This is a genomic window from Hyphomicrobiales bacterium (assembly GCA_016125495.1).
Lineage (GTDB): Bacteria > Pseudomonadota > Alphaproteobacteria > Rhizobiales > RI-29 > RI-29.
In genome coordinates this window covers 26661-51811 of sequence record WGLQ01000035.1, presented here as the reverse complement: position 1 = coordinate 51811, position 25151 = coordinate 26661, and the positions used below count along the sequence as shown (strand labels likewise).

General features: G+C 65.5%; 23 protein-coding genes and 1 tRNA gene. 16 read left to right on the top strand and 8 right to left on the bottom strand.

Annotated features, from left to right (window positions below):
* The first annotated feature begins 147 nt into the window (after window positions 1-147).
* Window positions 148-354, top strand: a complete 207-nt coding sequence (locus GC150_17905) for a DUF1127 domain-containing protein (protein ID MBI1386781.1) — start codon at window positions 148-150, stop codon at window positions 352-354.
* Between the two features lie 110 nt (window positions 355-464).
* Here GC150_17905 and GC150_17900 read toward each other — a convergent pair.
* A tRNA-Ala gene (locus GC150_17900) sits at window positions 465-540 on the bottom strand.
* A gap of 237 nt (window positions 541-777) precedes the next feature.
* Here GC150_17900 and GC150_17895 point away from each other — a divergent pair.
* From GC150_17895 to GC150_17880, 4 genes are all read left to right on the top strand, one after another.
* Window positions 778-1152 (top strand): YggT family protein, encoded by a 375-nt coding sequence (locus tag GC150_17895; protein MBI1386780.1) that lies wholly within the window; start codon window positions 778-780, stop codon window positions 1150-1152.
* Window positions 1149-1484, top strand: coding sequence for a hypothetical protein (locus tag GC150_17890; GenBank protein ID MBI1386779.1), 336 nt, complete (start codon window positions 1149-1151; stop codon window positions 1482-1484). Before GC150_17895 ends, GC150_17890 begins: the two co-directional genes overlap by 4 nt.
* On the top strand, window positions 1474-2364 hold the full coding sequence (folD, locus tag GC150_17885; protein MBI1386778.1) for a bifunctional methylenetetrahydrofolate dehydrogenase/methenyltetrahydrofolate cyclohydrolase FolD: 891 nt from the start codon (window positions 1474-1476) through the stop codon (window positions 2362-2364). Before GC150_17890 ends, folD begins: the two co-directional genes overlap by 11 nt.
* 146 nt (window positions 2365-2510) lie before the next feature.
* On the top strand, window positions 2511-3791 hold the full coding sequence (locus GC150_17880; GenBank protein MBI1386777.1) for an aminotransferase class III-fold pyridoxal phosphate-dependent enzyme: 1281 nt from the start codon (window positions 2511-2513) through the stop codon (window positions 3789-3791).
* Between the two features lie 63 nt (window positions 3792-3854).
* Here GC150_17880 and GC150_17875 read toward each other — a convergent pair whose 3' ends face one another.
* Together GC150_17875 and GC150_17870 are read right to left on the bottom strand one after the other, a co-directional pair.
* A complete protein-coding gene (locus tag GC150_17875) occupies window positions 3855-5915 on the bottom strand; it encodes an FAD-dependent oxidoreductase (protein MBI1386776.1) in 2061 nt (686 codons plus the stop codon).
* A gap of 39 nt (window positions 5916-5954) precedes the next feature.
* Window positions 5955-7550 (bottom strand): FAD-dependent oxidoreductase, encoded by a 1596-nt coding sequence (locus GC150_17870; GenBank protein ID MBI1386775.1) that lies wholly within the window; start codon window positions 7548-7550, stop codon window positions 5955-5957.
* 384 nt (window positions 7551-7934) lie between these two features.
* On the opposite strand from GC150_17870, the gene GC150_17865 reads away from it, so the two are divergent.
* The 7 genes from GC150_17865 to GC150_17835 all read left to right on the top strand — a co-directional run bounded on the left by GC150_17865 (window position 7935) and on the right by GC150_17835 (window position 15103).
* Window positions 7935-9509 carry a hypothetical protein gene (locus GC150_17865; GenBank protein MBI1386774.1) on the top strand — a complete coding sequence of 525 codons (1575 nt, stop codon included), beginning with the start codon at window positions 7935-7937 and terminating at the stop codon, window positions 9507-9509.
* Window positions 9510-9534: 25 nt separating this feature from the next.
* Window positions 9535-10632, top strand: a complete 1098-nt coding sequence (locus tag GC150_17860; protein MBI1386773.1) for an ABC transporter permease subunit — start codon at window positions 9535-9537, stop codon at window positions 10630-10632.
* An 87-nt stretch (window positions 10633-10719) separates the two neighbouring features.
* Window positions 10720-11550 carry an ABC transporter permease subunit gene (locus tag GC150_17855; protein MBI1386772.1) on the top strand — a complete coding sequence of 277 codons (831 nt, stop codon included), beginning with the start codon at window positions 10720-10722 and terminating at the stop codon, window positions 11548-11550.
* A gap of 2 nt (window positions 11551-11552) precedes the next feature.
* Window positions 11553-12533, top strand: a complete 981-nt coding sequence (locus GC150_17850; GenBank protein MBI1386771.1) for an ATP-binding cassette domain-containing protein — start codon at window positions 11553-11555, stop codon at window positions 12531-12533.
* A complete protein-coding gene (locus tag GC150_17845; GenBank protein MBI1386770.1) occupies window positions 12530-13552 on the top strand; it encodes an ATP-binding cassette domain-containing protein in 1023 nt (340 codons plus the stop codon). Before GC150_17850 ends, GC150_17845 begins: the two co-directional genes overlap by 4 nt.
* Window positions 13458-14318 (top strand): FCD domain-containing protein, encoded by an 861-nt coding sequence (locus GC150_17840; GenBank protein ID MBI1386769.1) that lies wholly within the window; start codon window positions 13458-13460, stop codon window positions 14316-14318. Before GC150_17845 ends, GC150_17840 begins: the two co-directional genes overlap by 95 nt.
* The gene (locus tag GC150_17835; protein ID MBI1386768.1) at window positions 14315-15103 is read left to right on the top strand and encodes an SDR family oxidoreductase; all 789 of its coding nucleotides are present in this window, start codon (window positions 14315-14317) and stop codon (window positions 15101-15103) included. The genes GC150_17840 and GC150_17835 overlap by 4 nt, the downstream gene beginning before the upstream one ends.
* 21 nt (window positions 15104-15124) lie before the next feature.
* On the opposite strand, the gene GC150_17830 is transcribed toward GC150_17835, so the two are convergent.
* The 5 genes from GC150_17830 to mmsA all read right to left on the bottom strand — a co-directional run bounded on the left by GC150_17830 (window position 15125) and on the right by mmsA (window position 20183).
* A complete protein-coding gene (locus GC150_17830; protein ID MBI1386767.1) occupies window positions 15125-15880 on the bottom strand; it encodes an ATP-binding cassette domain-containing protein in 756 nt (251 codons plus the stop codon).
* Between the two features lie 9 nt (window positions 15881-15889).
* Window positions 15890-16801, bottom strand: a complete 912-nt coding sequence (locus GC150_17825; protein ID MBI1386766.1) for an ABC transporter permease subunit — start codon at window positions 16799-16801, stop codon at window positions 15890-15892.
* Window positions 16802-16805: 4 nt separating this feature from the next.
* On the bottom strand, window positions 16806-17546 hold the full coding sequence (locus tag GC150_17820) for an ABC transporter permease subunit (protein ID MBI1386765.1): 741 nt from the start codon (window positions 17544-17546) through the stop codon (window positions 16806-16808).
* A 121-nt stretch (window positions 17547-17667) separates the two neighbouring features.
* Window positions 17668-18522 carry a transporter substrate-binding domain-containing protein gene (locus GC150_17815; GenBank protein ID MBI1386764.1) on the bottom strand — a complete coding sequence of 285 codons (855 nt, stop codon included), beginning with the start codon at window positions 18520-18522 and terminating at the stop codon, window positions 17668-17670.
* Window positions 18523-18683: 161 nt separating this feature from the next.
* Window positions 18684-20183: a CoA-acylating methylmalonate-semialdehyde dehydrogenase gene (gene mmsA / locus GC150_17810; GenBank protein ID MBI1386763.1), complete on the bottom strand. Its 1500-nt coding sequence runs from the start codon at window positions 20181-20183 to the stop codon at window positions 18684-18686.
* Between the two features lie 136 nt (window positions 20184-20319).
* Here mmsA and GC150_17805 point away from each other — a divergent pair, with 136 nt between their 5' ends.
* The 4 genes from GC150_17805 (at window position 20320) to GC150_17790 (ending at window position 25149) form a co-directional block, all read left to right on the top strand.
* Complete coding sequence (locus tag GC150_17805; protein MBI1386762.1) at window positions 20320-20994, top strand: cyclic nucleotide-binding domain-containing protein; 675 nt, start codon at window positions 20320-20322, stop codon at window positions 20992-20994.
* 284 nt (window positions 20995-21278) lie between these two features.
* Complete coding sequence (locus tag GC150_17800) at window positions 21279-23321, top strand: AMP-binding protein (protein ID MBI1386761.1); 2043 nt, start codon at window positions 21279-21281, stop codon at window positions 23319-23321.
* A gap of 32 nt (window positions 23322-23353) precedes the next feature.
* Window positions 23354-24154, top strand: a complete 801-nt coding sequence (locus GC150_17795; GenBank protein MBI1386760.1) for an ATP-binding cassette domain-containing protein — start codon at window positions 23354-23356, stop codon at window positions 24152-24154.
* A 65-nt stretch (window positions 24155-24219) separates the two neighbouring features.
* Window positions 24220-25149: a branched-chain amino acid ABC transporter permease gene (locus GC150_17790; GenBank protein MBI1386759.1), complete on the top strand. Its 930-nt coding sequence runs from the start codon at window positions 24220-24222 to the stop codon at window positions 25147-25149.
* The last annotated feature ends 2 nt before the right edge of the window (window positions 25150-25151 follow it).

Below are 25151 nucleotides of genomic sequence, written 5' to 3'. Positions count from 1 at the left end.
CCGGCTCGGCCTCGAGCGGGCGGCCTCCTCACCGAACGACCTCTGCCGAAATCGGAGAAATACCAATCGAGGAACACGACGATGAACAAAGCATTGTTTATGAAGAGTGAAGCTGCCAGCCCGCACCTGAAGGACATCCCAAACCAAATGAGCCAGTGCGCCAGCGACCTGGGGCGCGGCGTACTGCGGCTGTGGCACGCATACAGAGCTCATCGCGAACGCCGTGCCGCCAAGGCTCAGCTCATGGCCCTCGATGACCACATGCTGAAGGACATCGCTCTCGACCGCAGTGAGATCGACTCGGTGCTGCGGGATACGTCGCAGGACCGCCCGTCGATTGCGGTTTATTTCTGAGGGGAATCGAACCACGCCACACGAGCCTGCGAAGTGTGGCAAAGCGAACAAATCAGGGGTTCGATCTCGTCGGAAGCAGGCTGGCAGGACCGTCGTTCAAAACCAAACGCTGGTGGAGCTGAGGGGAATCGAACCCCTGACCTCGTCATTGCGAACGACGCGCTCTCCCAACTGAGCTACAGCCCCTCCGGTCAGACCGCACCATCTAGCGCGTCCGTCGCCCCTTGTGAAGCCCCGCGGCATTGCTCGGGGGCTGCTCGCCCGACGACTTGCCCACTGCCATCCTGGGGGCTATGAGGGGCGACAGAGAGGCGGCGAAACGCGGATTTCGGCGCACGTTGCGGACGATCACCGGGGCAATCGTCACCGGTCGACGGGTGGGGCGGGAGCCTCGAGGCGTCGGCATCGCTCGAGCGGCATGGGGTGAACCGGGCTCCGGGCACCTCGTCCGGGCAGGCGGCCGGCGAGATGGACGGCGGAGCGGGAATGGACAATCTTCTGGTCTTCATCGTCACGACGCTGATCTATCTTCTGAGCCTCTATTCCTGGATCGTGCTGGCGGCGGTCATCCTCCAGCTCCTCATCAATTTCAACGTCATCAACTCCTACAATTCGTTCGTCCGCAGCCTCAATCAGGCCCTGCGTGCGGTCACCGAGCCGGTCTTTCGGCGCGTCCGACGCTTCATGCCCGACACCGGAGCATTCGACCTCTCGCCCGTCGTCGTGCTGATCCTGATCTGGATCGCGCAGAATTTCCTGGCGACCGTGGCGTTGCCCTCGCTGAGGGGCATCGGCTGATCCCGGCCGAAACATCGCCCGACGGCCTGGTCCTCGCGGTCCGCCTCACACCGAGGGCGGCACGCGACACGATCGTCGGCGTGAGGGATGGCCCCGATGGGCCGCGAATCGAGGCGCGCGTTCGCGCCGTGCCGGAGGACGGCAAGGCGAATGCCGCGCTGGAGCGCCTCCTGGCGGATTGGCTCGGGCTCGCGCGCACTTCGGTCGCGGTCATCGCCGGCGGGCGAGCACGTACCAAGCGGGTTGCCGTTAGAGGCGCACCCGGAGAACTGCTGGTCCGATTGGCCGGCCTGCTTGAAACGGGAAACGAGGGACGGGACAATGGCGACTGAAACACGCATCATCGACGGCAAGGCGGTGGCGGAAGGCTTGCGCGAGCGGATCGGCAAGGCGGTTGCGGGTCTACGCGCGGCGCATGGGCTGCAGCCGGGCCTTGCGGTGGTGCTCGTCGGCGAGGACCCGGCAAGCCAGGTCTACGTGCGCAACAAGGCGCGCCAGACGGTGGCCTGCGGCATGGCCTCCTTCGAGCACAAGCTGGACGCATCGACACCCGAAGCCGACGTGCTCGCCCTCGTCGCCCGTCTCAACGCCGACCCCGATGTCCACGGCATCCTGGTGCAGTTGCCGTTGCCCAAGCACATCGATTCGACCAAGGTTCTGAACGCCATCGAGCCTGCCAAGGACGTCGACGGCTTCCACCCGGTCAATGCCGGCCGGCTCGCGACGGGCGAAGCCGCGCTGGTGCCCTGCACGCCGCTCGGCTGTGTGATCCTCGCGAAACAGACGCTCGGCAACCTCTCAGGCCTCGAAGCCGTGGTGATCGGCCGCTCGAACATCGTCGGCAAACCGGTCGCCCAGCTCCTTCTTCAGGAGAACTGCACCGTCACGATCGCCCACTCGCGGACCCGCGACCTGCCCGCCGTCACGCGTCGCGGCGACCTCGTGGTCGCGGCCGTCGGACGCGCCGAGATGGTGCGCGGCAACTGGATCAAGCCCGGCGCCACGGTCATCGACGTCGGGATCAATCGCATCGACGGCGCCGACGGCAAGAGCCGCCTCGTCGGCGACGTCGCATACGACGAGGCCGCCAAGGTGGCCGGTGCGATCACACCGGTTCCGGGAGGCGTCGGACCGATGACCATCGCCTGCCTCCTGCGCAACACCGTCCAGGCCGCGACCGCCGCGGCCGGCATCGCCATGCCCGATGTTTGACGGGTCGGGAGCTTGTTCCCGGCGGATCGGCCGGCGCCGTTCCCCATCGACAGGTCGGCGCCGCCGTGGCTTGATGCCTGGCCGGGGGCTGGCGGTCGGCCGTTCACCGGCGCCGAAGGTCCGACGAAACGAGAAAGGCCGTCAGGATGAGCGAGAACACGAGATCGATCGAACTCGCCGCGCGGGCACGCGAAGTGATGCCGGCCGGCGGCTTCGGCAATTTCGACCATTCGGTTTTCATCCGCAGTGGTCGCGGCTCGCGGGTCTGGGACGAGGACGGCCGTGAGTACGTCGATTTCCTGATCGGCTCCGGACCGATGCTCCTCGGCCATGGCCACCCCGAGGTTCTGGAGGCGGTCGCCGAGCAGTTGCCGAAGGGCATGACGTTCTTTGCCAACAACGCCGCCGGCCTCGAACTCGCCGAGGAGATCTGCCGCGCCGTTCCCTGTGCCGAGCAGGTCCGCTTCCTCGCTACCGGGAGCGAGGCGGATATGTATGCCATTCGCCTTGCCCGCGCCTTCACGGGCCGCGAACGGATCGTCAAGTTCGAGGGCGGATACCACGGCATGGGGCCGGAGGCGCAGATGTCGCTGGCTCCGACCCGGCTCGTCAACTATCCGCAGGCCATCCCCGACAGCGCAGGCATCCAGGAATGCGTCCGCGACGGCATGCTGATCGCTCCGTTCAACGACGCCGACTTCCTCGAAAGCCTCCTTGCCGAGCACGGCGACGAGGTCGCCGCGATCATCGTCGAACCGCTCCAACGCATCATTCCGCCCGTGCCGGGATTTCTATCCGCACTGCGCGCGCTCTGCGACCGGCACGGCATCGTCCTGATCTTCGACGAGGTCGTCACAGGCTTTCGCTTCGCCTACGGTGGCGCCCAGGAAGAATATGGCGTGACGCCCGACGTTTGCACCCTCGGCAAGGTGATCGGCGGCGGCTTTCCGATCGCCGCCGTCGCCGGGCGCAGGGACATCATGCGCCATTTCGACAAGAACGCCGTCGGGGCCGACCGTTGGCTCATGATGCTGGGCACCCTCTCGGGAAATCCGGTGGCCGCTGTCGCGGGTTTGAAAACGCTCGAGATTCTGCGGCGCCCTGGCACCTACGAGCAGCTCCACGCCAACGGCCGTCGCATCATGGAGATGTTCACCCGCCACCTCGCACGCGCCGGCATCGCCCACCACATCGTCGGACATCCGGCCCTCTTCGATGTGCTTTTCACCGCCCGCGAGGTGCGCAACTACCGCGACGCCATCACCGCCGACGCAGGTCTTGCCGCCCGCTTCAATGCCGTATTGCGCTCCGGCTGCATCCTGAAGGCACCAGGCAAGGTCTATCCGAGCCTCGCGCTCGGCGAAGAGGACTTCGCCCTGACCGAGGAGGCGGTCGAAGCCGCGGCGCGGGCACTCGCCAGCGCTTGAGTTGCACCAGCCGGCATTTCGTCAGCCGGCCCGCTCCTCGCCTCGCCCCAAGCGGACGCCCCCTCAGAAGGTCGAGCAGAGCCGGAGAGAATCGTAGACGGCCGCGTGGATGTTGCGGCTCGAGACCGCATCACCGACGCGGTAGAGTTCGAACGCGGCGTCCGGCCGGTAGTTGCGCGGTTGCGGCTCGACGGCAAGGAGCGCCGCGATGTCCGTCACTCCGTCATTGACCGAGTCCGCACGCAGCTCGCCATAGAGTTCGTCCACCGGCCGCGTGCCATGCTCGACCACGACCTGATCGACCTCGAGAACCCGCTCATCCTGCGTCACCAGGTTTTCGAGATGGGCGATCAGCCGATTGCCGGATTTTTCCACCTTGACCAGCCGGTGGTCGGGCACGACGGCGATCCCCGCCTTGTAGCAGTGGTCCTTCCAGGCGACCCGCTCGGCATAGGTGAGTTCCAGCGCCAGCGAGGAATCGAGCGTCACCAGCGACACCGTGCTGCCCGCTTGCGCCGCCCGCGCCGCCGCATGCGGCGCCGGATGCCGCCCCGTGCCGTCGTAGACCAGCACATTGTTCGCCGCGAGCGCCTGGCCCGTGAGGAGATCCCAGGCCGACACGCAATGCTCCATGCCCTCGAGCCACTCCAGGTCCGGCACGCCGCCGGTCGCGACCACGACGACATCGGGGCGAAGCGCGAGCACGTCGGAGCGAGAGGCATAGGTGTCGAGCCTGACCTCGACGCCCAGCCTCTCGAGCTCCGCCCGGCGCCAATCGACGATGCCGATGAGATCCTGACGCCAAGGTCCCTGTGCCCCGATGCGCACCTGGCCACCGAGGGCAGGCGCCGCCTCGAGAAGAACGACACCATGGCCACGTTCGGCCGCGACCCGCGCCGCCTCCAACCCGGCCGGACCGCCACCGACCACCACCACCTTGCGACCAGCGCGTGGCGAACGGGAAATGGTATGCGAGAGCGTCGTCTCGCGCCCGGTCGCCGCGTTGTGCAGGCAGGAGGGACGGTATTGCGACATGCAGTGGGTCGCTCCGACACAAGGGCGGATCTGCTCCTCGCGTCCCGATGCAAGCTTGTTGACGAGGTGCGGATCGGCGATCTGCGCCCGCGTCATACCGACCATGTCGAGCAACCCCTCCGCGATCGCATAACGCGCCGAGGCGACATCCGCGATCCGCGCGGCGTGAAAGACGGGTAGCTTGACATGCCGCTTGAACTCTCCGACCGGTCTCACCCACGGGGCGATCGGAGAATCCATCCCCGGCATGTTGTCGCGCGCTAGCCCGCGCTCGGTATCCATTCGGCCATAGATGGCATTGAAGAAGTCGACGAGTCCGCTCTCCTGGAAGATCGTCGCGATCCGCAGGCATTCCTCTCCATCGAGGCCACCGCCGACGCCCTCGTCCACGACGAACCGCATGCCGACGAGGAAATCGTCCCCGACCGCCTTGCGAATGCGCTCGTAGACCATCAGCCCGAAGCGGCAGCGGTTCTCGAGCGAGCCCCCGAAGCGGTCGCTCCGCTTGTTCGTCATCGGCGAGAGGAATTGACCGATGAGGTGCCCCCCCGTCAGCGTCTCGATGCCGTCGAGCCCGCCCTCCTTGCAGCGCACCGCCGCCGCCGCATAGGCCGCCACCACGCGCTCGATATCGTGCTCGTCCATCTCCTTGGGAAAGGAGCGATGCAGCGTCTCGCGGATCGGCGATGGTGCAATCGTCGGCAGCCAGTCGCCGGCATAGGATTCCCCGCGCCGGCCGAGGTGCGTGATCTGGCACATCAAGGCCGCGCCGTGCTTGTGGACACGCTCGGAAAAGCGCTGCAGATGCGGAATGACCGCATCGACGCCGACGTTGAGCTGCTGGAAGATATTGGGGCTGTCGGGCGCGACGTTCGATGAGCCACCGAACATGGTGAGCCCGATCCCGCCGCGCGCTTTCTCCTCGTGATAGCTCTGGTATCGCTCGCCGGGCATACCCGCGTCGTGCAGTCCGCAGGCGTGGCTCGTGCTCATCACCCGGTTTCGCAATTCGAGGTGACGGATGCGCAATGGCGTCAGAAGCGGATCACTCCCTGCCGGCCGTGTTCCCGCTCTCCGCGACTCTTCCATCTTCGATCTCCTGCGTCGTCCCTCGGCCCGCCTCGAATGTCATCCGTCCGCGCGCCGATCCGCCCGACCGGACGGCGGTAGCCGGAACTGGTGCTCCAGGAAGCGGATGTATTCCTCTGCCTCGTTCGCGATACGCCCATCGCTCCAACCGAGCTCCTCGCCCATCACCTGGGCCGCGACGAGCGCTCCCTCCCGACCCATGGTCTGCGACCATGCCGCCCCCGTGCGCCGCACCATGACGTCCGTGAGCGTGCAGGCATACTCCTCGCGCACGCCGCGCCGGATGTCGTCGAGCCGCACGTCCGGTCCGTGATTGAGCAGGCGCGGAGAGTTTTCCGCGTCACGGCGTGGCGGAACCCTGTAGGACACAGCCGACTTTCCTCGCCCGGGCCGCACCCGGCGCTCCAGCCTTCCGAGCACCTCACCGCCGGCCGAGCGGTGTGTCATCACCGGCCCCGCCGTCATCGCCAGCATGCCGCCGAGCCCCTCGCCCGCATAGTCATGGACCTCGCGCGACCGCGCCCCCTTCGGCAGAGCCGTATCGTACGTCAGCGGCCGAACACCGGCCCATCCATAGAGCACGTCGCCTCGCGTCAGCTCGAGCGAGGGCAGCAGATGGTTGGCTTCCGCCAGCAGGAACGCGAAATCCTCCTCGGTCGGATAGATATCCTCGATGTCTCCCTCGTAGAGCGTCTCCGTCGGACCGAAATAGTGCAGATCGTTCCAGGGGATGCAGTAGAAGGGTTCGGCCAGCCGGTTGAGCGTGACGATACCGCGCCCTCGGCATTCAGGCGGCAGCCTGACGACGATGTGCGCCCCCTTCGTGCCCGTGATCCGCCGCTTCGGCGCGGCCCCCTCGATCGAGCGGCCGACCTCGTCGATCCAGATTCCCGCCATATTGACCACCGCGCGGGCCTCGACCTCGATCTCCGGGGCGGCCCGATCCATGGCGTCGGCGAGCGTCAGCCTCCAGCCGTCGCCCCGCCGCGCAAGCCGCGTCACCGGGGTATAATTCCGCACCGTCGCGCCGAGCCTCCCGGCGTCCAGCACCGTGTCGACCACGATACGCTCCGGCCAGTCGAACTGGTACTCCGAGAAGGTGGCCACACCCTTGAGCTTGTCCGGTTCCCTGAGGTGCTCGAGCAGCGGCGTTCGCATCGCCTCCTGTCGGCCGAGTCGCTTGTAGTCGAGCGGCACGCCGCGCCCACCGAGCGCACCGAGAATGGAAAACGCGATGTCGATCTGCCATGCCTGGTAGGGGCCGTCCTCGTAGAACGGAAAGCAGAACGTGATCGCGCGCGCCCGTTCCGGCGTCGTCTCGACGAACTGCCGCCGACACTGCATCGCTTTGCGCGCCATTCGGATCGCCGTCACCAGCCGGCTCGGATGACGCACGAACTCCCACATCGAGGCACCTGGCGCCAGATAGCGAAGGCCGCAATGCAGCAGCCGGCTCGAGCGCCCGCTGGAGCCGTTCGCGAAGTCACCTTTGTCGACGAGCAGGACCTCGTAGCCTTCCGCCGCCAGCGTCTGTGCGGTATTGGCTCCGTTCACTCCGGCCCCGATGACCGCGACGTCGAACCCACGGCCGGCCAGTGTGGCGAGTTCGGCACGCGCCCGGAATTCAGCGGTCATTTCCCGTCCCCGTCTTGATCTGCTGGCCCGACCGCCCCGCACGACGACCCGATTGGCAAAGGCGCTCGTGCACCAAGGAGACCTGTCATCCCCTCGATCCCCACCCGCTCAGGCAGTTCTGTATACACTAAGCAGCACCATGCCCCGATCCGTCAAGCCGTTCCAGCTCTGCATCCGCGACATGGATACCGGGCCTGACACGCACAGCGTTCGACGATTGCAGCCATTCCCGTTTCGAGCCCGTTGACATACAGCCCCGTCGGCGGCAGTTGTTGTATACAGAATGCGATTGGTGGCGACTGGCGCACAGCAAGGCGCCTGCGCCCTGTGGCCTGCCACGTCGAGTTCGATGTTTGTCGCCGGAACGAAACGGGAGGAATTATTATGTCGAGTTCGAAGCTTTTCGCTCTCAATCGCCGCAGCCTGCTGCAGGGTGCCGCCGCCGGCGCTCTCGTCGGCAGCGCCAGCCCCTGGGTGGGCGTGCTGGCCGCCGAGGCCGCCTGTGGTACGCTCCGCGCCGGCATCACCGGTTACAGCGTCGTGAACACGCTCGATCCGGGCAAGGCCTCGCTCATCCCCGAGTTCTATCTCATCTGGGGCATCTTCAACACGCTCCTGAAATTCGACGAGGGCATGAACCTCGTCGGCGACCTCGCCGAGAGTTGGGAGGCCACTTCGCCGACCGTCTGGCGCTTCAAGCTGCGCCAGGGCGTGAAGTTCCACGACGGCAAGCCCTGCACCGCCGACGATGTCAAATTCACCATCGATCGGTTGCGCAACCCGGATTTCGGCTCTCCACACAAGGGTAAGTTCGATTCCGTCAAGGAGGTCCGCGCGATCGACAGCCACACCGTGGAGTTCGAGACGAATACGCCGTTCGCGCCGCTGCTCGGCTATCTGACCAACACGCGCACGGGCAGCCAAATCGTTCCGCGACACATCCTAGAGGGCGGAGACGCCGAGGCCTTCGCGCGCCAGCCGATCGGCACCGGAGCCTACAAGTTGACCAAGCTCGAGCCGAACGTCAGCGTGTCGCTTGCCGCCAACACCGACTATTTCATCTCCGGCCAGCCGACCGCCAGCCAGATCGAAGTGCCGCTCATCCCCGAGGAATCGAGCGGCGTGACGGCCCTTCTCGGCGGCACCATCGACCTCACCAGCACGGCGCCGTTCGCCGACATTCCCAACCTCTCCACCAACGCCGCGGTCAAGGTCCTGAAGTCGGGTGGCCTCAACACCCGGTTCATTGAGCTCAATCACCGGGTTGCCCCGTTCGACGACGTCCATTTCCGGCGCGCCTGCGCCTTCGCGTTCGATCGCAACGCGTTGGTCCAGGTGGTTCTGTTCGGCGAGGGCCAGGTCGCCAACGGTCTCATTCCGGCGGCGCTCTCCTGGGCCCATTCCTCGAGCGCCCGCGCAACGTCCGGCTTCGATGCCGAACGCGCCAAGGCCGAGTTGGCGAAGTCGAAATATGGCGCCGGCACGGAGGCCGTCGTCCTCACCTGGGGCGCCGGCTGGTGGAAGCGCTTCGCGGAAGTATTCGTTGCACAGGTGAACGAGACCCTCGGCACCAAGCTTCGCGTCGAGGTTTCCGAGGCCAACACCGTCTACTCGCGCCTCAAGGCCCACGACTACCAGGCCAGCATCTGGGGCTGGCTCGGTCTCGTCGATCCGGACGAATATTGCTATGAAATTCTCCACACCAAGGGTTGGCGCAACTTCCGCGGCTATTCCAACGCCAGCCTGGATGCCCTCATCGAGCAGGCCCGCGGCGAAAGCGACCAGGCCGCCCGCGGAGAGCTTTATCGCAAGATCGAGGACATGATGGCCGAGGACGTGCCCGTGCTGACATGCTTCGAGAGCAACGTGCACAATCTCCTTTCACCCAAGGTGGAGGGCTTCGTGCAGCTTCCCTATTCCGGATTTGGTGGCCAGTTCGCGGCTGTAACGAGCTGCTGACCCCACGAACCGGGAGGCGGACGCCATGCCGGTGCACGGCGCGGCGCCCGCCTCTCGGCCACCACGCGCCCCATTTTCCGGGCACGTACGGCATCAGGTTTCTTGGGACGGGTTCACCAGCCATGCGGTCCGCCAGGTCAATGCTCCGCTCCGAGGCGGGCGTTCGCAGATGAAGGCATTCGGCTTCGTTGCGGCACGCGTCCTCGGCGCCATCGCCACGATGTTCGTCGGCGCGCTCGCCGTGTTCCTCGTCATGCAGGCCGCACCCGGCGATCCGGCGCTCGCGGCTCTCGGGGAGTCGGCGACGCCCGAAGCTGTCGCCAAGTTCCGCGCGGACCGCAACCTCGACGCACCCGTCGCGGAACAGTTCCTTTCCTGGCTCGGAGGGATCGTCTCCGGAGATTTCGGAAATTCACTCACGATCGCCGGCGGCATTTCGATTTCCGACCTGCTCCTCGCTCGGCTGCCGAACACCATCTTCGTCGGCCTCTATGCCGTCTTCTTCGCGGTCGCGCTTTCGCTCCTCATCGGCTCGCTCGCCGCCCTCAATCGGGGGCGGGCCGTCGATACCATCGCAACCTCCATCGCCGCGCTCGGCGTATCCATGCCGGACTTCTGGCTGGGCTACGTCCTCATCCTCTTCTTCGCTCTCAACCTCGGTTGGTTGCCGTCCTACGGCTTCACGAGCCCGTTCGTTTCCCTCCATGGCGCCTTGGTGACAGGATTGCTCCCCGCCCTCGCGATAGCCGCGCCGATGGCCGCGGTCTTCTCGCGCACGCTGCGCACTGCGCTTCTCGAGAACACCAGCCGCGACCACGTCACCGTCGCCCGCTCGTTCGGCTTCGAGGAGGGTTTCATCTTCCGCAACTACGTCTTCCGCAATTCCGTGATTCCCTATCTCGTGATCATCGGGTTGCAGATCCGCTACCTTCTCGGCGGCGTGGTGGTCGTCGAAAGGGTCTTCGGTGTTCCCGGCGTCGGATCCCTGATGGTGGACGCGGCCTTTGCCCGCGACTATCCCGTGGTCCAGGCCTGCACGGTGATCTTCCTCGCCATCGTGCTCGCGGTGAATCTCGCTGTTGACCTCATCTGCGCGGCGCTCGACCCCAAGAGGGTGAAATGAGGGCCCCATCCGCTTATCGGACTATGCGCGAGGCGTTGCGCCGCGCCAGGTACCCGCAACGGTCGGGACCGGAGATGGAATCGACTCATGTGGAATGAATTCCGATCGAGCTTTACGGCGATGACCGGAGCCGTCATCACGCTGCTGGTGCTGGCGCTGATCACCGTCGGGGCGATGCTGATGCCATACTCGCCGACCGCGATGTCGTTCACCACCGTCTTCCAGCCGCCGAGCCTCGCCCATCCGTTCGGAACCGACTCCCTCGGACGCGACGTGTTCACCCGCGTTCTCTACGGGGCCCGCGTTTCCCTCCTCATCAGCGGCGCCGGCGTCGCGGCCGCCCTCCTCATCGGCACCGCGATCGGCATGACGGCGGCTTATGCGGGCGGGCTTTACGACCTCGTCGTCATGCGCATCATGGATCTTCTCTTTTCGTTTCCCGCGTTCGTGCTCGCGCTCTTCCTCATGGTCGTGATCGGCTTCGGCGTCGTGAACGTTTCGATCGCCATCGCCCTCGTCTACGTACCGATCTTCGCTCGCCTCGCCCACAACCTCACCCTGTCGGTACGCGAGGAGGCCTATGTGCAGGCCGCCCGCGTCATGGGCCAGCCGGTGCCGCGCCTGCTGGCTCGCGAAATCCTGCCCAATATCGCCGCTCCACTCATGGTCCAGGCCAGCATCAGCCTCGCCTTCGGGATCATCATCGAGGCGGGCCTGAGCTTCCTCGGCCTCGGCGTTCAACCGCCGACACCCTCCCTCGGCGTCATCATGGCGGACGGCCAGGAGTATTTCCGCCGCGCCCCCTGGGTTCTGACGCTCTCCGGGCTCGGCATCTGCTTTGCCCTCCTCGGTCTCAATCTTCTCGGCGACGGAGTGCGCGACATGGTCGATCCCCGCTTGCGCCGGCGAACGGAGTAGCCATGGCCAACCTGCTCGAGGTCCGCAACCTGCGCGCCGGCTTTGCCCTCCACGGCGCCACCGTACCAGTCGTCGAGGGCATCGATCTCGACGTGCGCAAGAGCGAGGTGCTCGGTATCATCGGGGAGTCCGGTTCCGGAAAGACCGTGACATTCCTCTCTCTTCTGCGCCTCCTGCCGCGCCATGCGAACGTTGAGGCAGACTCGATCCTCTTCGATGGACGTGAAACGAGGTCGCTCACGGATGGCGAATTCCGGGCGCTGCGAGGCACCCGCATCGCCATGATTTTCCAGGATCCGGTCGGCTCCTTCAATCCGGTCAAGTCGATCGGTTGGCACTTCCAGCAGGTTGCGGCCCGCGCCGCCGTCGGCCGGAATGCCTCCCTTCCTGCCAATTGGCGGGAAGCGGCGATCGAACTCCTCGCGACCGTCGGCATTCCGCACGGAAAGGCAATCCTCTCGAGCTATCCGCACCAGCTCAGCGGCGGCATGTTGCAGCGCGCCCTGATCGCTCTCGTCCTCGGCCTCGGGCCCTCCCTCATCGTCGCCGACGAGCCGACCACCAACCTCGACAACATCGTCGAGCACCAGATCATCGAGCTGTTCCGCGGGCTGAAGGAGAGCACACGCGCCTCGTTCGTGTTCATCACGCACGACATGACCGTCGCCGCGCGCCTCTGCGATCGCATTGCCGTCATGTACGCCGGCCAGATCGTCGAACGTGGCAGCGCCGCCGAGATCCTGGGGGCGCCACGCCACCCATACACGCAAGGTCTCGTGCGCACAGCGAATGAACTCCAGCGCCGCGTCGCCCGGCTCATCGAAATCCCCGGCGAACTGCCCAATTGGCGCACGATGCCGGCCGGTTGCCGCTTTCGCGCGCGCTGCCCGCTCGCGGGGCCCGAATGCGAGCACGCTCAACGGCTGCTCACCGCGTCCGACGGCCACGAGGTTCGCTGCGTGAAATCCGGGAGCCCCCGATGAACACCCGGACGCCGCTCCTATCGATCGAAAACCTCTCGGTGCGGTTTCGCACGCGTCGCGGCATCGACCAGCTGCTGTCGCGCGGCCCGAGCCATCTGACCGCCGTCGACGACGTCTCGCTCACCGTCCGCCCGGGCGAGATCCTCGGCCTCGTTGGCGAATCGGGGAGCGGAAAAACCACCCTCGGCAAAGCCGTCCTGCGGCTCGTCGACCCGAGCGCCGGTCGGATCGTTTTCGAGGGCCGCGACATTTCGCACCTCTCCCAGGGCGAACTCAGACCCCTGCGCCGCCGTATCCAGACCGTCTTCCAGGACCCGCTTTCGTCGCTCAACCCCCGCCACCGCGTCCGCGAGACCATCGCGACACCGCTTCGCCTGCATCATGTCGCGCCGACGTCCGAACTCGATGCCGCCGTCGACCGCATCCTGACGCGGGTCGGCCTCTCGCCGGTCTTTCGCGACCGCTACCCACACGAACTCTCCGGCGGACAGCTCCAGCGCGTCGCGATCGGCCGCGCCCTCGCGCTCGAACCGGCCTTGATGATCGCCGACGAGGCGGTCTCCAAGCTCGATGTTTCGGTCCGCGCTCAGATCTTGAACCTTTTCAAGGATATCCAGACACGTTCTGGCATGACGATGATTTTCATCACCCACGACCTGCACGTCGCGCGCTATCTCTGCACGCGCATCGGTGTCATGTATTTCGGTAAGCTGGTCGAGATCGCGCCCACCGAGCAGCTCTTCACCGCGCCGCGCCACCCCTACACCGTCGCGCTCCTGTCGACCGTCGACACCAGCCTCGCCATCGACCAGAACGGCTCGATCGCCCAGGAGGCCTTCAACCCGACGACGGACGACCGGCGCGGCTGCCGGTTCGCCAAACGCTGCCCACTTCGGGCCGAGGAATGCGCCGTGCGACACCCGGATGGCGAAACCGTTTCCCCGGACCACGACGTATCATGTTATCGCTGGCGCGACGTGGCGCGCCGCGTCGAGGAGAGGACGAGCAACAAGGGGTAGTCCGATGAGCCAGCCAACGAGGCGTGCATCGACAGGAAAGCGCAAAGTCGCGGGCCGAAAGCCCGTCCGCCCTGCGCGGTCCGCCACCCTCGTGCCAGGTGACCGGGGCGTGCCACTTCAGAGCCAGCGCATTTATCACGAACTGCGCCGCGACATCGCCGCCCAGCGGCTCGTGCCGGGAACCATCCTCAGCGAAATCGCTCTCAGCGAGGAACTCAACGCCAGTCGCACACCGCTGCGCGAAGCCCTGACGCGCCTGCATCAGGAAGGTTTCATCGAGAAGCAGGGGCGCCAACTCGCGGTCAAGGCCTTCACGTCCGACGAGGTCCGTCACCTCTACCAGCTACGCGAGGCGCTCGAACGCATGGCCGTGACGCTGTGTGTCGAGCGCGCCAGCGACAGCGACCTCGACGAAATCGCCGAGCAACTCGAAGCCTATGCCGGCTTCGACATCGAGCACGACTACGCCAGCTTCAACGAGTATGCGAACCTCTTTCACCGCTCCCTCGCCGACCTCTGCGGCAATCCGATGATCCGCGACCAGCTCCACGCCCTCCACGACAAGGTGCTCGTCATAAATGCCCGCTACTGGGGCAAGCCGCACTCCACGACAGAAGCCTTCGAGGGCCATAATTTCATTCTCCAGGCGATCCGCAAGCGCGATGCCTTGCTCGCCGAGGCTGCCATTCGCGCGCACATCCGCCAGATCGTCGACCTCTACCTCGAAACGGACGACACCTCGTTGGAGGAGGCACGGCCGCAATGAGCATCACGCCCGCTCCACCGCTCGCCTACGTGACCGGCGGCACGAGAGGCATCGGCCGCGCCATCGCCGCCCGACTCGCACGCGACGGCTATCGCGTCGCCGTCTGCGGTTCCACGCCCGAGAGCGTGGAGAGCTGCCGTCGCTGGGCCGCCGATGAGGGTCTCGCGATTTCGCCCCATCGCGTCGATGTTCGTGACCCGGCCGAACTCGAAGCGGCCATCACCCGCGCGGTTCTCGATGGCGGGGCGGACGGTGCGTTACGCGCCCTCGTCTGCGCCGCCGGACGCCCGACCGTCGGCAGCGCCGAACGCCTTTCCATCACCGACTGGGACGACTGCCTCGATCTCAACCTGCGCGCAGCCTTCGCCGCGGTGAAGGCGGCACTGCAAGCCCTGCGCCGCTCGCCGGGCGCCGGCGTCGTCCTCATTTCCTCCATCTGGGCCGTCACGGCCGTGCCCGAGCGCACCGCCTATATCACCGCGAAAAGCGCCATGACCGGGCTCGCCCGCGCCCTCGCCCTCGACCATGCCCGAGACGGCATCCGCGTCAACGCGGTCGCCCCCGGCTTCGTCGACACCGAGCTTCTGCGCAATTCCATCCGTGGTCGCGGCGCCGAGGTGGAGCCCGAACTCGCGCGCCTCGCCGCCGGCCACCCCCTCGGGCGCCTCATCGCGCCCGACGACATCGCCGACGCGGCCGCGTTCCTCTTGAGTGATTGCGCCCGCAACATCACTGCCCAGACGCTGGTCGTTGACGGCGGGCTCACCGCTCGCCTTACGATCTGAGGGCGAGGCCGGCCCGCGCCGTCAGAGGATCTGGCTGAGGAACTCGCGTGTGCGCGGGTCCTTGGCCTCGGAAAAGAATGTCGCCGGCGGGCCGTGCTCGACGATGACGCCACGGTCGGTGAAGTAGATGTGGTCCGCGATCTCGCGGGCAAAGCCCATCTCGTGCGTCACCAGGATGCACGTCATCCCCTCGCCCGCCAGCTCCTTGATGGTGACGAGAACCTCCTTGACGGTCTCGGGATCGAGCGCCGCCGTCACTTCGTCGAACAGCATGACGTCAGGGTTCATTGCGAGTGAACGAGCGATCGCCACACGCTGCTGCTGGCCACCCGAGAGCTCGCCCGGATAAGCGTCCTCCTTGCCCTCGAGGCGCACCTTGCGCATGAGCGCCCGTGCCCGCACCTCCACCTCCGCCCGAGGCTGGCGCAGCACCTTGATAGGCGCCATCATGATGTTGTCGAGCGCGGTCTTGTGGGGAAAGAGATTGTATTGCTGGAAGACCATTCCCACCTTTTTGCGCAGCGCCAGCTTGTCGAGCTTGGGATCATTGACCTCCTGGCCCTCGACCTTGATCGAGCCCTTCTGGATGTCGTTGAGCGCGTTGATGCAGCGGATCAGTGTCGACTTGCCCGAGCCGGACGGCCCGATGACGCACACCACTTCGCCCTTCATCACGTCGAATGTGATGCCCTTGAGAACCTCCACCGGGCCGAACGATTTGTGCACGTCCCTGAGGGAGATGATCGGCTGGTCCGGTGTCCACGCGCGTTGGCTCATCGGGCGCCCCTATTGATTGACCGCATATTTCCTCTCGAGCGCCCGAGTCCAGGCCGCGATCGGATAACTGTAGATGAAGAACCAGCTCATCAGCCAGAGGTACATCGGGATGAGGAACTCGCTGCGCCCCTCGGCCGCCAGCGCATCCTGCGTCAGCGTCATGCCGTCACTCACTCCGAGGATGGAAATGAGCGGCGTCGACATGGTGAGGATGCAGTACCAGTTCATCCACGGCGGGATCATCCGCTTGATGCACTGCGGCAGGATGATCTGCCAGAGCGTCTGGCCGCGCGAGAAGGCGAGGCTCTCGGCCGATTCCCACTGCCCCGTCGGGATCGAGGCGATGGCACCGCGCACGATCTCCGACACATTCGCCATGATCGGGAGGGAAAGAGCAAAGGTTGCCTTCCACCAGCCGGGAATGTCGTAGGTCTCCCCGAGGATGGTGATGCGGAATGGCAGCAGCAGCATGAAGTAGAAGAGCAGCACCAGCCACGGCGAGTTGCGAAAGAGCTGCGTGACGAGAAAGGACGAGCGCCTGACGAAGGTATTGGGCGAAATCTGCCCGAGCCCCAGCCAGAGGCCCATGAACGTGCCGAGCGCCATGGCGACGAAGCTGACGATGATGTTGAGAAGGAAGCCGCCGAGCTGTCCGGGCGGGCCGAACAGCATCAGCGGCGTCCACTTGACCAGGGTCTGGAACACGGTCTGGTTCGGATCCGCCTGGAGCTGAGCGTAGGCCGTGTCGATCATCAGCCAGCCGACCAACAGCAAGACGAGAGCGAGGCCGATCCGCCGGTCCGTCGCCGTTGCCGCCCAGTCGCCAGCGCCCCACGTCGATGTCCCGCCGGGACGGAACTCGTGCATCACGGGCAGATCGGTCGTCGCGCCGGCGAGGGGCGGTGGCCCGGATCTCTTCATCGGATCATCTCCCGAACCCCGGCACCTTGATCGCCTTCTCCCAGCGGTGCATCAGCCAGACCAGCAACCCGACGAGAAGAATATAGACGATCCAGACGACGTTCATCATCTCCGTGACGTTGAATTCGTCGGACCAGATCTGGTTGGAGATGTAGAGCGTCTCTGGCACCGCGATGGCATAGGCGACCGTCGTCGTCTTGAGGAGATTGATGAGGTTGTTGTTGAGCGCCGGCAGGCAGACCCGGTAGGCGAGAGGCAGCGTCACCTCACGGTAGACCTGCAGGCGCGTGAAACCGAGCGCCTCGGCTGCCTCCGTCGTCGCCTTCGGGACCGCCTCGATACCGGCGCGGAAGATTTCCACGTTGAAGGCACCGGCGAAAAAGGAGAGGGAAAAGACCGCCCAGCCGTAGCTCGAAAGCATGCCGCCACGGATTCCGAGCAGCCCCGAGATCGCCGAGTCGACCGCGAAATAGAAGAAGTAGAGCTGAACCAGTGGTGGCGTGTTGCGAAAGAACTGGATGTAGCCCTGAACGATACGGCGCACCCAAACGTACGGGGAGCCCTGCAGCCAGGCGCCCACGAGCCCGATCAGGACGCTGAGCGCAATGCACACGAACGAAAGATGGATGGTCGTCCAGACGCCCCTGAAGAAGCGCTTGCGATCGATTTCGTCGTAGAAAATCGTGAGCTTGATCCCATAGGCCTCATAGAGCCAGCGGAACCACTCCGAGACGGGCTCGAGCACTCCCTCCAATTACCGTCCCCCGAGATTCATCGGCCTTGAGAGATCGCCGGCACGCGGTGGTGAAAAGTGCGCCGGACCAACTGCGGGTCCGGCGCCGTATCATTGCCCGAGGCACGCTCGATCAGTCACGCACGCCGTCGCAGACCTTGTCGCCGGCCTGGCACTTGGCCGCCATGTCGGCAACCCAGCGCGTCGCCGGGATGTTCCACTTCTTCTCCAGCGCGACGATGGTTCCGCTCTTGTGCCAGTCGATGATGGCGTCCGAGAGTGCCTTGCCGAGCGGGGCGTCGAGATCCGCGAGACGTACCGCCGCACCCCAGGGAGCATCGGCGACCACGGGCGTTGCGATCGCATAGTCGGCCCACTTGGCCGGATCGTTCACCTTGCGCGGAATGAACGCGCTGTCGTCATAGAGCCAGCCGACGCAGCGCCCGTCGAGCAGAGCGGCCTCGACCTCCGGCACGCCCTTGAAAGCGACGATTTCCGCGCCGTTCCTTTCGCCGTGATCCTTGTTGTACCAGGCACCCTGGATGCCGCAGATCTTCTTGCCCGCGACAGATTCCCAGCTCGAGATGCCGCTGTCCTTGTGGGCGAAAACGGCGACGCCCGAGGAGTAATAGTTCGGCTGCAGGATGCCGACGACCTTGCGGCGCTCGGCCGTGTCGGACATCGTCGCGATCATCACGTCGATTTTGCCCTGCTCGAGGAACTGCATCCGGTTGGAAGCGACGACCGGCACCAGCTCGAGTTCGATCGTCTTGCCGGCAGAGGCTCCGATCCGCTTGACGAAGTCCTGCAGCATGTCGATCTCGAGACCGACGATGTTGCCCTGGGCATCACGCATGCCCCAGGGAGCGTAGTCGGTCTTGACGCCGGCAACGAGCTTGCCCTTTGCGATGATGTCCGCGAGCGTGTCCGCGGCGGCCGGCGCCACCATGGCCAGCAGCGCGGCGCCCGCGATCAGAAGTCTCTTCATGAATTCCTCCCTGTTGTGCGACCGGGAATTGCCCGGCCGGCCTCACGATTTCTTCTGACGGTGACCCGCCATGGCCGGCGCCCGACGTGACCCGGAGTACCGCCAAAGTTCAACAATCCGCACACGAACGCAAGGGACGGTAGCGGTCACCGTCCCAGCCGTCACCCCATGGTCGGGATGACGAACTCGGCCCCTTCCTTGACCCCCGATGGCCAGCGCGAGGTGACGGTCTTGGTCTTGGTATAGAAGCGGATCGAGTCGGGACCATGTTGATTGAGGTCACCGAAGCCCGAGCGCTTCCAGCCGCCGAAGGTGTGGTAGGCGAGCGGCACCGGGATCGGCACGTTGATGCCGACCATGCCGACCTGGACCCGGCTGGCGAAGTCGCGGGCCGCGTCGCCGTCGCGCGTGAAGATGGCGACGCCATTGCCGTATTCGTGGTCGGTCGCGAGCGCGAGCCCCTCCTCGTAATCCTTGGCGCGCACCACTGAGAGCACTGGACCGAAGATCTCCTCCTTGTAGATCCGCATGTCCTTGGTCACGCGGTCGAAGAGGCAGCCGCCCATGTAGAAGCCGTTCTCGTAGCCCTGCAGCTTGAAGTCGCGGCCATCGACCTTGAGTTCGGCGCCTTCCTTGATGCCGATGTCGACATAATTCTTGATGCGCGCCAGCGCCTCGGCCGTCACGACTGGACCGAAATCGGCGGTCGGATCGGTGGACGGACCGATCTTGAGCGCCTCGACACGCGGGATCAGCCGCTCGACCAGCATGTCCGCCGTGCGCTCGCCAACCGGCACAGCCACGGAAATCGCCATGCAGCGCTCGCCGGCCGACCCATAGCCCGCGCCGATCAACGCATCGACCGTCTGGTCCATATCGGCATCCGGCATGATGATCATGTGGTTCTTGGCGCCGGCAAAGGCTTGCACACGTTTGCCGGCCGCGCAGCCGCGCGAATAGATGTACTCGGCGATGGCCGACGAGCCGACGAAACCGATCGCCTTGATGTCCGGATCGTCGAGGATGGCGTCGACCGACTCCTTGTCACCGTTGACGACGTTGAGGATACCCTCCGGCAGCCCCGCCTCCAGCATCAGCTCGGCGAGCCGCAGCGGCACTCCCGGGTCACGCTCCGACGGTTTGAGGATGAAGGCATTGCCGCAGGCGATCGCCGGCGCGAACTTCCACATCGGGATCATCGCCGGGAAGTTGAATGGCGTGATGCCGGCCACCACCCCGAGCGGCTGGCGCATGGAATACATGTCGATGCCGGGCCCGGCCGATTCCGTGAACTCGCCCTTAAGCAGGTGCGGGATGCCGATCGCGAATTCGCACACCTCGACGCCGCGCTGAATGTCGCCCTTGGCATCCGGGATGGTCTTGCCGTGCTCGCGCGCGAGCAGTTCCGCGAGGCTGTCGTTCTCACGAGCGACGAGCTGGATGAACTTCATCAGGACACGGGCGCGCTTCTGCGGGTTCTCGGCGGCCCACTTGGGTTGCGCGGCGCGCGCGTTCTCGACGGCGGCGCGCACTTCCGCCTTTGATGCCAGCGGCACACGGCCGGCAACCTCGCCGGTCATCGGCCAATAGACGTTCGCGAACCGCCCGGACGTGCCTTTGACGCGCTTTCCGCCGATAAAGTGATAGAGTTCTTCCGCCATGGCTCGTTCCGCCCGTACATGCTGCCTCGATGGGGCGCGCTCCGGGTAGGTTGGAGCGGCCGCTGGAGTTGGTGATACGCGGCCCCGGCGGGAGGGGCAACCGGGTCGTGATGACGCACCGGACGGGCAGGGAGCCATGATCGGGCGAGAAGAACTGGACCGGATCGCGTTCTGGGCGCGGATGCTGAAACCAGACGAAGCCGAGCGCGCTCGCCGGGGTATCGTCCTGCGTCGCTTTCCGGCCGGACACTACATCTGTCACCGCGGCGACCGGCTGGAATACTGGACCGGCGTCGTCACCGGCCTCGTCAAGATCAGTGCGATCTCGGCCTCCGGCAAAGCAATGACCTTTGCCGGCGTCGCCCCGGGTGGCTGGTTCGGCGAGGGCACCGTCCTCAAGAAGGAGGCGCGCAAGTACGACCTCGTCGCCCTGCGCGAGACCGAGCTGGCAATGATGGGCGAAGCCACCTTCGACTGGCTCTATGAACACAGCGTCGGCTTCAACCGCTACCTCGTCACCCAGCTCAACGAGCGCATGGGCCAGTTCATCGCGACCATCGAGCACGACCGAATTCATGATCCGGTGGCCCGCGTCGCCCGCAACCTCGCCTGGCTCTTCAACCCCGTCCTCTATCCCAATGCCGGCTCTTGCCTCGAAATCACGCAAGAGGAACTCGGCCTCCTCGCCGGCGTCTCGCGCCCTGTCACGAACCGCGCGCTGCAGGAACTGGAGGAGGCCGGCCTGCTCGAGGTCGGTCGTGGCGGCATCGCCGTTCTGGATGTCGAGGCCTTGGCGAACTACGGCAGCTGACTTCGCGCAAGCGCTCGGCGCCCAGGGTGTGAGCGCCCACCGCCCAGCATCGAAAAAAAGTCAACCGACTGGAAAAGCGCCGAAATTCGTCGAAACGGCCGAACGCCGGCCGGCGCTTCGATACAGTTCCCCAGATCATAACATCGAATCGGCGCCCCGTCTGTCAATGGTCCTATTGTCGGCGCCGGGGTTTCGTGGAATTTTGCTCACGAGGCACCACGGGTCGCAAGCGACCAGCGGTGCCCGGCTCGCGACGTCAAGAGCGGTCCAGCCGCCGGTGCGCGATGCGCGATGAAGCCCTGCTCCTGGGGAGGAGCGTCGTGATCGGAAGGGAGCCACCCGTGGGCGCGAGATCGGCCGCCTCGGACAGCAATCTCGATACCATTCCCAAGCTGCTGGTACGCAATGCCGCGACCTTCGGCAGGCGCCCGGCCGTGCGCGAAAAAGATCTCGGGATTTGGCAGACTTGGACCTGGGCGGAAGTGCTTCGTGAGGTCCGCGAGTTCGCACTCGGTCTCGAGGCCCTCGGCCTTCGCGAAGGTGACGCCGTCGCCATCGTCGGCGACAACCGGCCCCGCCTCTATTGGACGTTTGTCGCCGCCCAGAGCCTCGGTGCGATTCCGGTCCCGGTTTATCAGGACAGCGTCGCCGAGGAGATGCTCTACGTCCTTCAGCACGCGGGCGTACGCATCGCCGTTGTCGAGAACCAGGAGCAGGTCGACAAGGTCCTCTCGATCTCCGGCGAAATCGGCACGCTCCAGAAGGTCGTTTACGACGAGACGCGCGGCCTCAAGGACTACGATCACGACAATCTGCACGCCTTCACCGAGGTCCAGCGCCTCGGTCGCGACGCCGCCGCCGCTGACGCCGGACTCGAGCAGCGCTGGCTCGAGCGCATCGCCACCACTCCCGGCTCGGCGACCGCCGTTATGCTCTACACCTCCGGCACCACCGGCAAGCCGAAAGGCGTCGTGTTGACCCAGGAGAGCATCGTCGTCTCGGCCCGCAACGGCAACCACTTCGACAAGCTCGACGAAACCGAGGAGGTCATCGCCTACCTGCCGATGGCCTGGGTCGGCGACCACATCTTCTCTCTCGCTCAGGCCTATGAGGCCGGCTTCTGCGTGAACTGCCCCGAGAGCCCGCAGACCATCGTCGAGGACCGCCGCGAGATCGGCCCGACCTATTTCTTCGCCCCTCCCCGCGTCTTCGAGAATCTGCTGACGCAGGTGCTGGTGCGCATGGAAGATGCCGGCCCGGCCAAGCGCGCGATGTTCAACTATTTCCTCGGTCTCGCCCGCCGCGTCGGCGGCGACATCCTCGACCGCCGCAGCGTCGGCTTCATCGACCGGCTGCTCTACGGCCTCGGCGAGGTCCTGGTCTATGGCCCGTTGCGCAATCGCATGGGCTTCAGCCGCGTCAAGGTCGCCTACACCGCCGGCGAGGCCATTGGCCCGGAGATTTTCCGCTTCTATCGCTCCCTCGGCATCAACCTGAAGCAGCTCTATGGCCAGACGGAAGCCTCCGTCTACATCACCATGCAGCCGGACGGAGAAATTTTCGCGGACACCGTCGGGGTCCCTGCTCCGGACGTCGAGGTCCGCATCGCCGAGACGGGCGAGGTGCTGTTTCGCTCCCCCGGCGGATTCAAGGAGTATTACAAGAACCCCGAATCGACGGCATCGACCAAGACGACCGACGGCTGGGTCCATTCCGGTGACGCCGGCTTCTTCGACGAGCACGGCCACTTGAAGATCATCGACCGCGCCAAGGATGTGGGGCGCCTGCGCGACGGCTCGCTCTTCGCTCCGAAATACATCGAGAACAAGCTGAAATTCTATCCCAACATCAAGGAGGCGGTGGCATTCGGTGATGGCCGCGACTACTGCGCGGCGATGCTGAACATCGATCTCGTCGCCGTCGGCAACTGGGCCGAGCGCAACAACGTCTCCTATGCCAGCTACCAGGAACTCGCGGCCCATCCCGATGTTTATCGCATGATCGAGGAGAACGTCGACGCGGTGAACCGCTCCCTCGCCGGCGAGCCCAACGTCGCCGGATCGCAGATCCGTCGTTTCCTCATCCTCCACAAGGAGCTGGACGCCGACGACGGTGAATTGACGCGCACCCAGAAGGTCCGCCGCAGCTTCATCGCCGACCGCTACGCGCCGCTCGTCGAGGCCCTTTACGACGGCTCACCGCGCTGCCGGATCCGCACCGAGGTCACCTTCGAGGACGGCCGCCGCGGCGTCATCGAAGGCGACGTGCACATCGTCGACATGCAGACGCACCCGCCTGCGTCCATCATGAAGGAGGCCGCCGAGTGAACAAACTCGACCTCGAGCCCACCTCCGGAGCGATGCGGTCCGACGCCGCGGGCGGCGAAGACGCGCGGCAGGTCCTGCTCTCGGTTTCCGACGTCTCGCTGGCATTCGGCGGCGTGCGCGCCATCCAGAACGTCAGCTTCGACATCTTGAAAGGCGAGATCAGGGCGATCATCGGCCCCAATGGCGCGGGCAAGACATCGATGCTCAACGTCATCAACGGCTTTTACCATCCCCAGCAGGGCACGATCACCTACAAGGGCACGGCGCGCCGCCAGATGCGCCCCCACATCGCCGCCTCCCAAGGCATTGCCCGCACCTTCCAGAACGTCGCCCTCTTCAAGGGTATGTCGACGCTCGACAACATCATGACGGGCCGAACCCTCAAGATGAAGCGCGGCGTCTTCTGGCAGGCCCTCCATTATGGTCCCGCACGCAACGAGGAACTGCGTCACCGCGAGGCGGTCGAGCGCGTCATCGATTTCCTCGAGATTCAGCACATCCGCCGCACGCCGGTCGGCCGCTTGCCCTACGGCTTGCAGAAGCGGGTCGAACTCGGCCGGGCCCTGGCCATGGAGCCGGAGTTGTTGCTGCTCGATGAACCGATGGCCGGCATGAACCTCGAGGAGAAGGAGGACATGTCGCGTTTCGTCATCGACGTGAACCAGCAGTTCGGCACCACGATCGCGCTGATCGAGCACGACATGGGCGTGGTCATGGACCTGTCGGACCGGGTCGTGGTGCTCGACCACGGGGAGTTGATCGCCGACGGCACCCCGGCCGACGTGCAGGCGAACGAGGCGGTGATCGCCGCCTACCTGGGCGTGGCCCACTGAGTGCGGGCTCGACCGCGGCACGAGCGTGCCCGAGCGGCCGAGCGCAATGAGTTCGAGGGCGAGTGATGCTGTTCTTTTTGGAGACTTTGATTTCGGGGCTGACCGCGGGCGTGCTCTATGCGCTCGTTGCCCTGGGCTTCGTGCTCATCTTCAAAGCCTCCGGCATCTTCAACTTCGCGCAGGGCGTGATGGCACTCTTTGCCGGCCTCACCCTCGTCGGACTCCTCGATGGCACCATCCCGTTCGTCCACACCAACAATCCAGCCTATGCCCTGCCGGTCTGGGCCGCGATTCCGGCGACCATCCTCGTCATGATCGCCATCGCGTGGCTGATCGAGCGCCTCGTCCTGCGCCACCTCGTGAACCAGCCGCACATCATCCTCTTCATGGCGACGCTCGGCCTCGCTTACGTGCTCGAGGGCACCGGCGACATCATCTGGGGCTCGGACGTCAAGGTGCTCGACATCGGCCTGCCGCAGGGCGCCAACGACTACCTGCTCGACAATTACAATCTCTACGTCGAGAACCTCGAACTGGTCGCCGCAGCCGTCGCCGCCGTCCTCGTCGCCGTACTCGCCGTCTTTTTCAACAAGACGCGCATCGGGCGCGCGCTGCGCGCGGTCGCCGACGACCATCAGGCCGCGCTCTCGGTCGGCATTTCGCTGCAGACCATCTGGGTCATCGTCTGGTCGGTCGCCGGCATCGTGGCGCTGGTCGCGGGCATCATGTGGGGCGCGAAATCGGGCATCCAGTTCTCGCTGTCTTTGATCGCCCTCAAGGCTTTGCCGGTGCTGATCCTCGGCGGGTTCACCTCCATTCCCGGCGCCATTGTCGGCGGCCTCATCATCGGCGTCGGCGAGAAGGTCGCCGAAATCTACGCCGGCCCCTTCGTCGGCGGTGCCATCGAGAACTGGTTCGCCTACATGCTGGCGCTGGCCTTCCTGCTGTTCCGGCCGCAGGGCCTGTTCGGCGACAAGATCATCGAGCGGATTTAGGG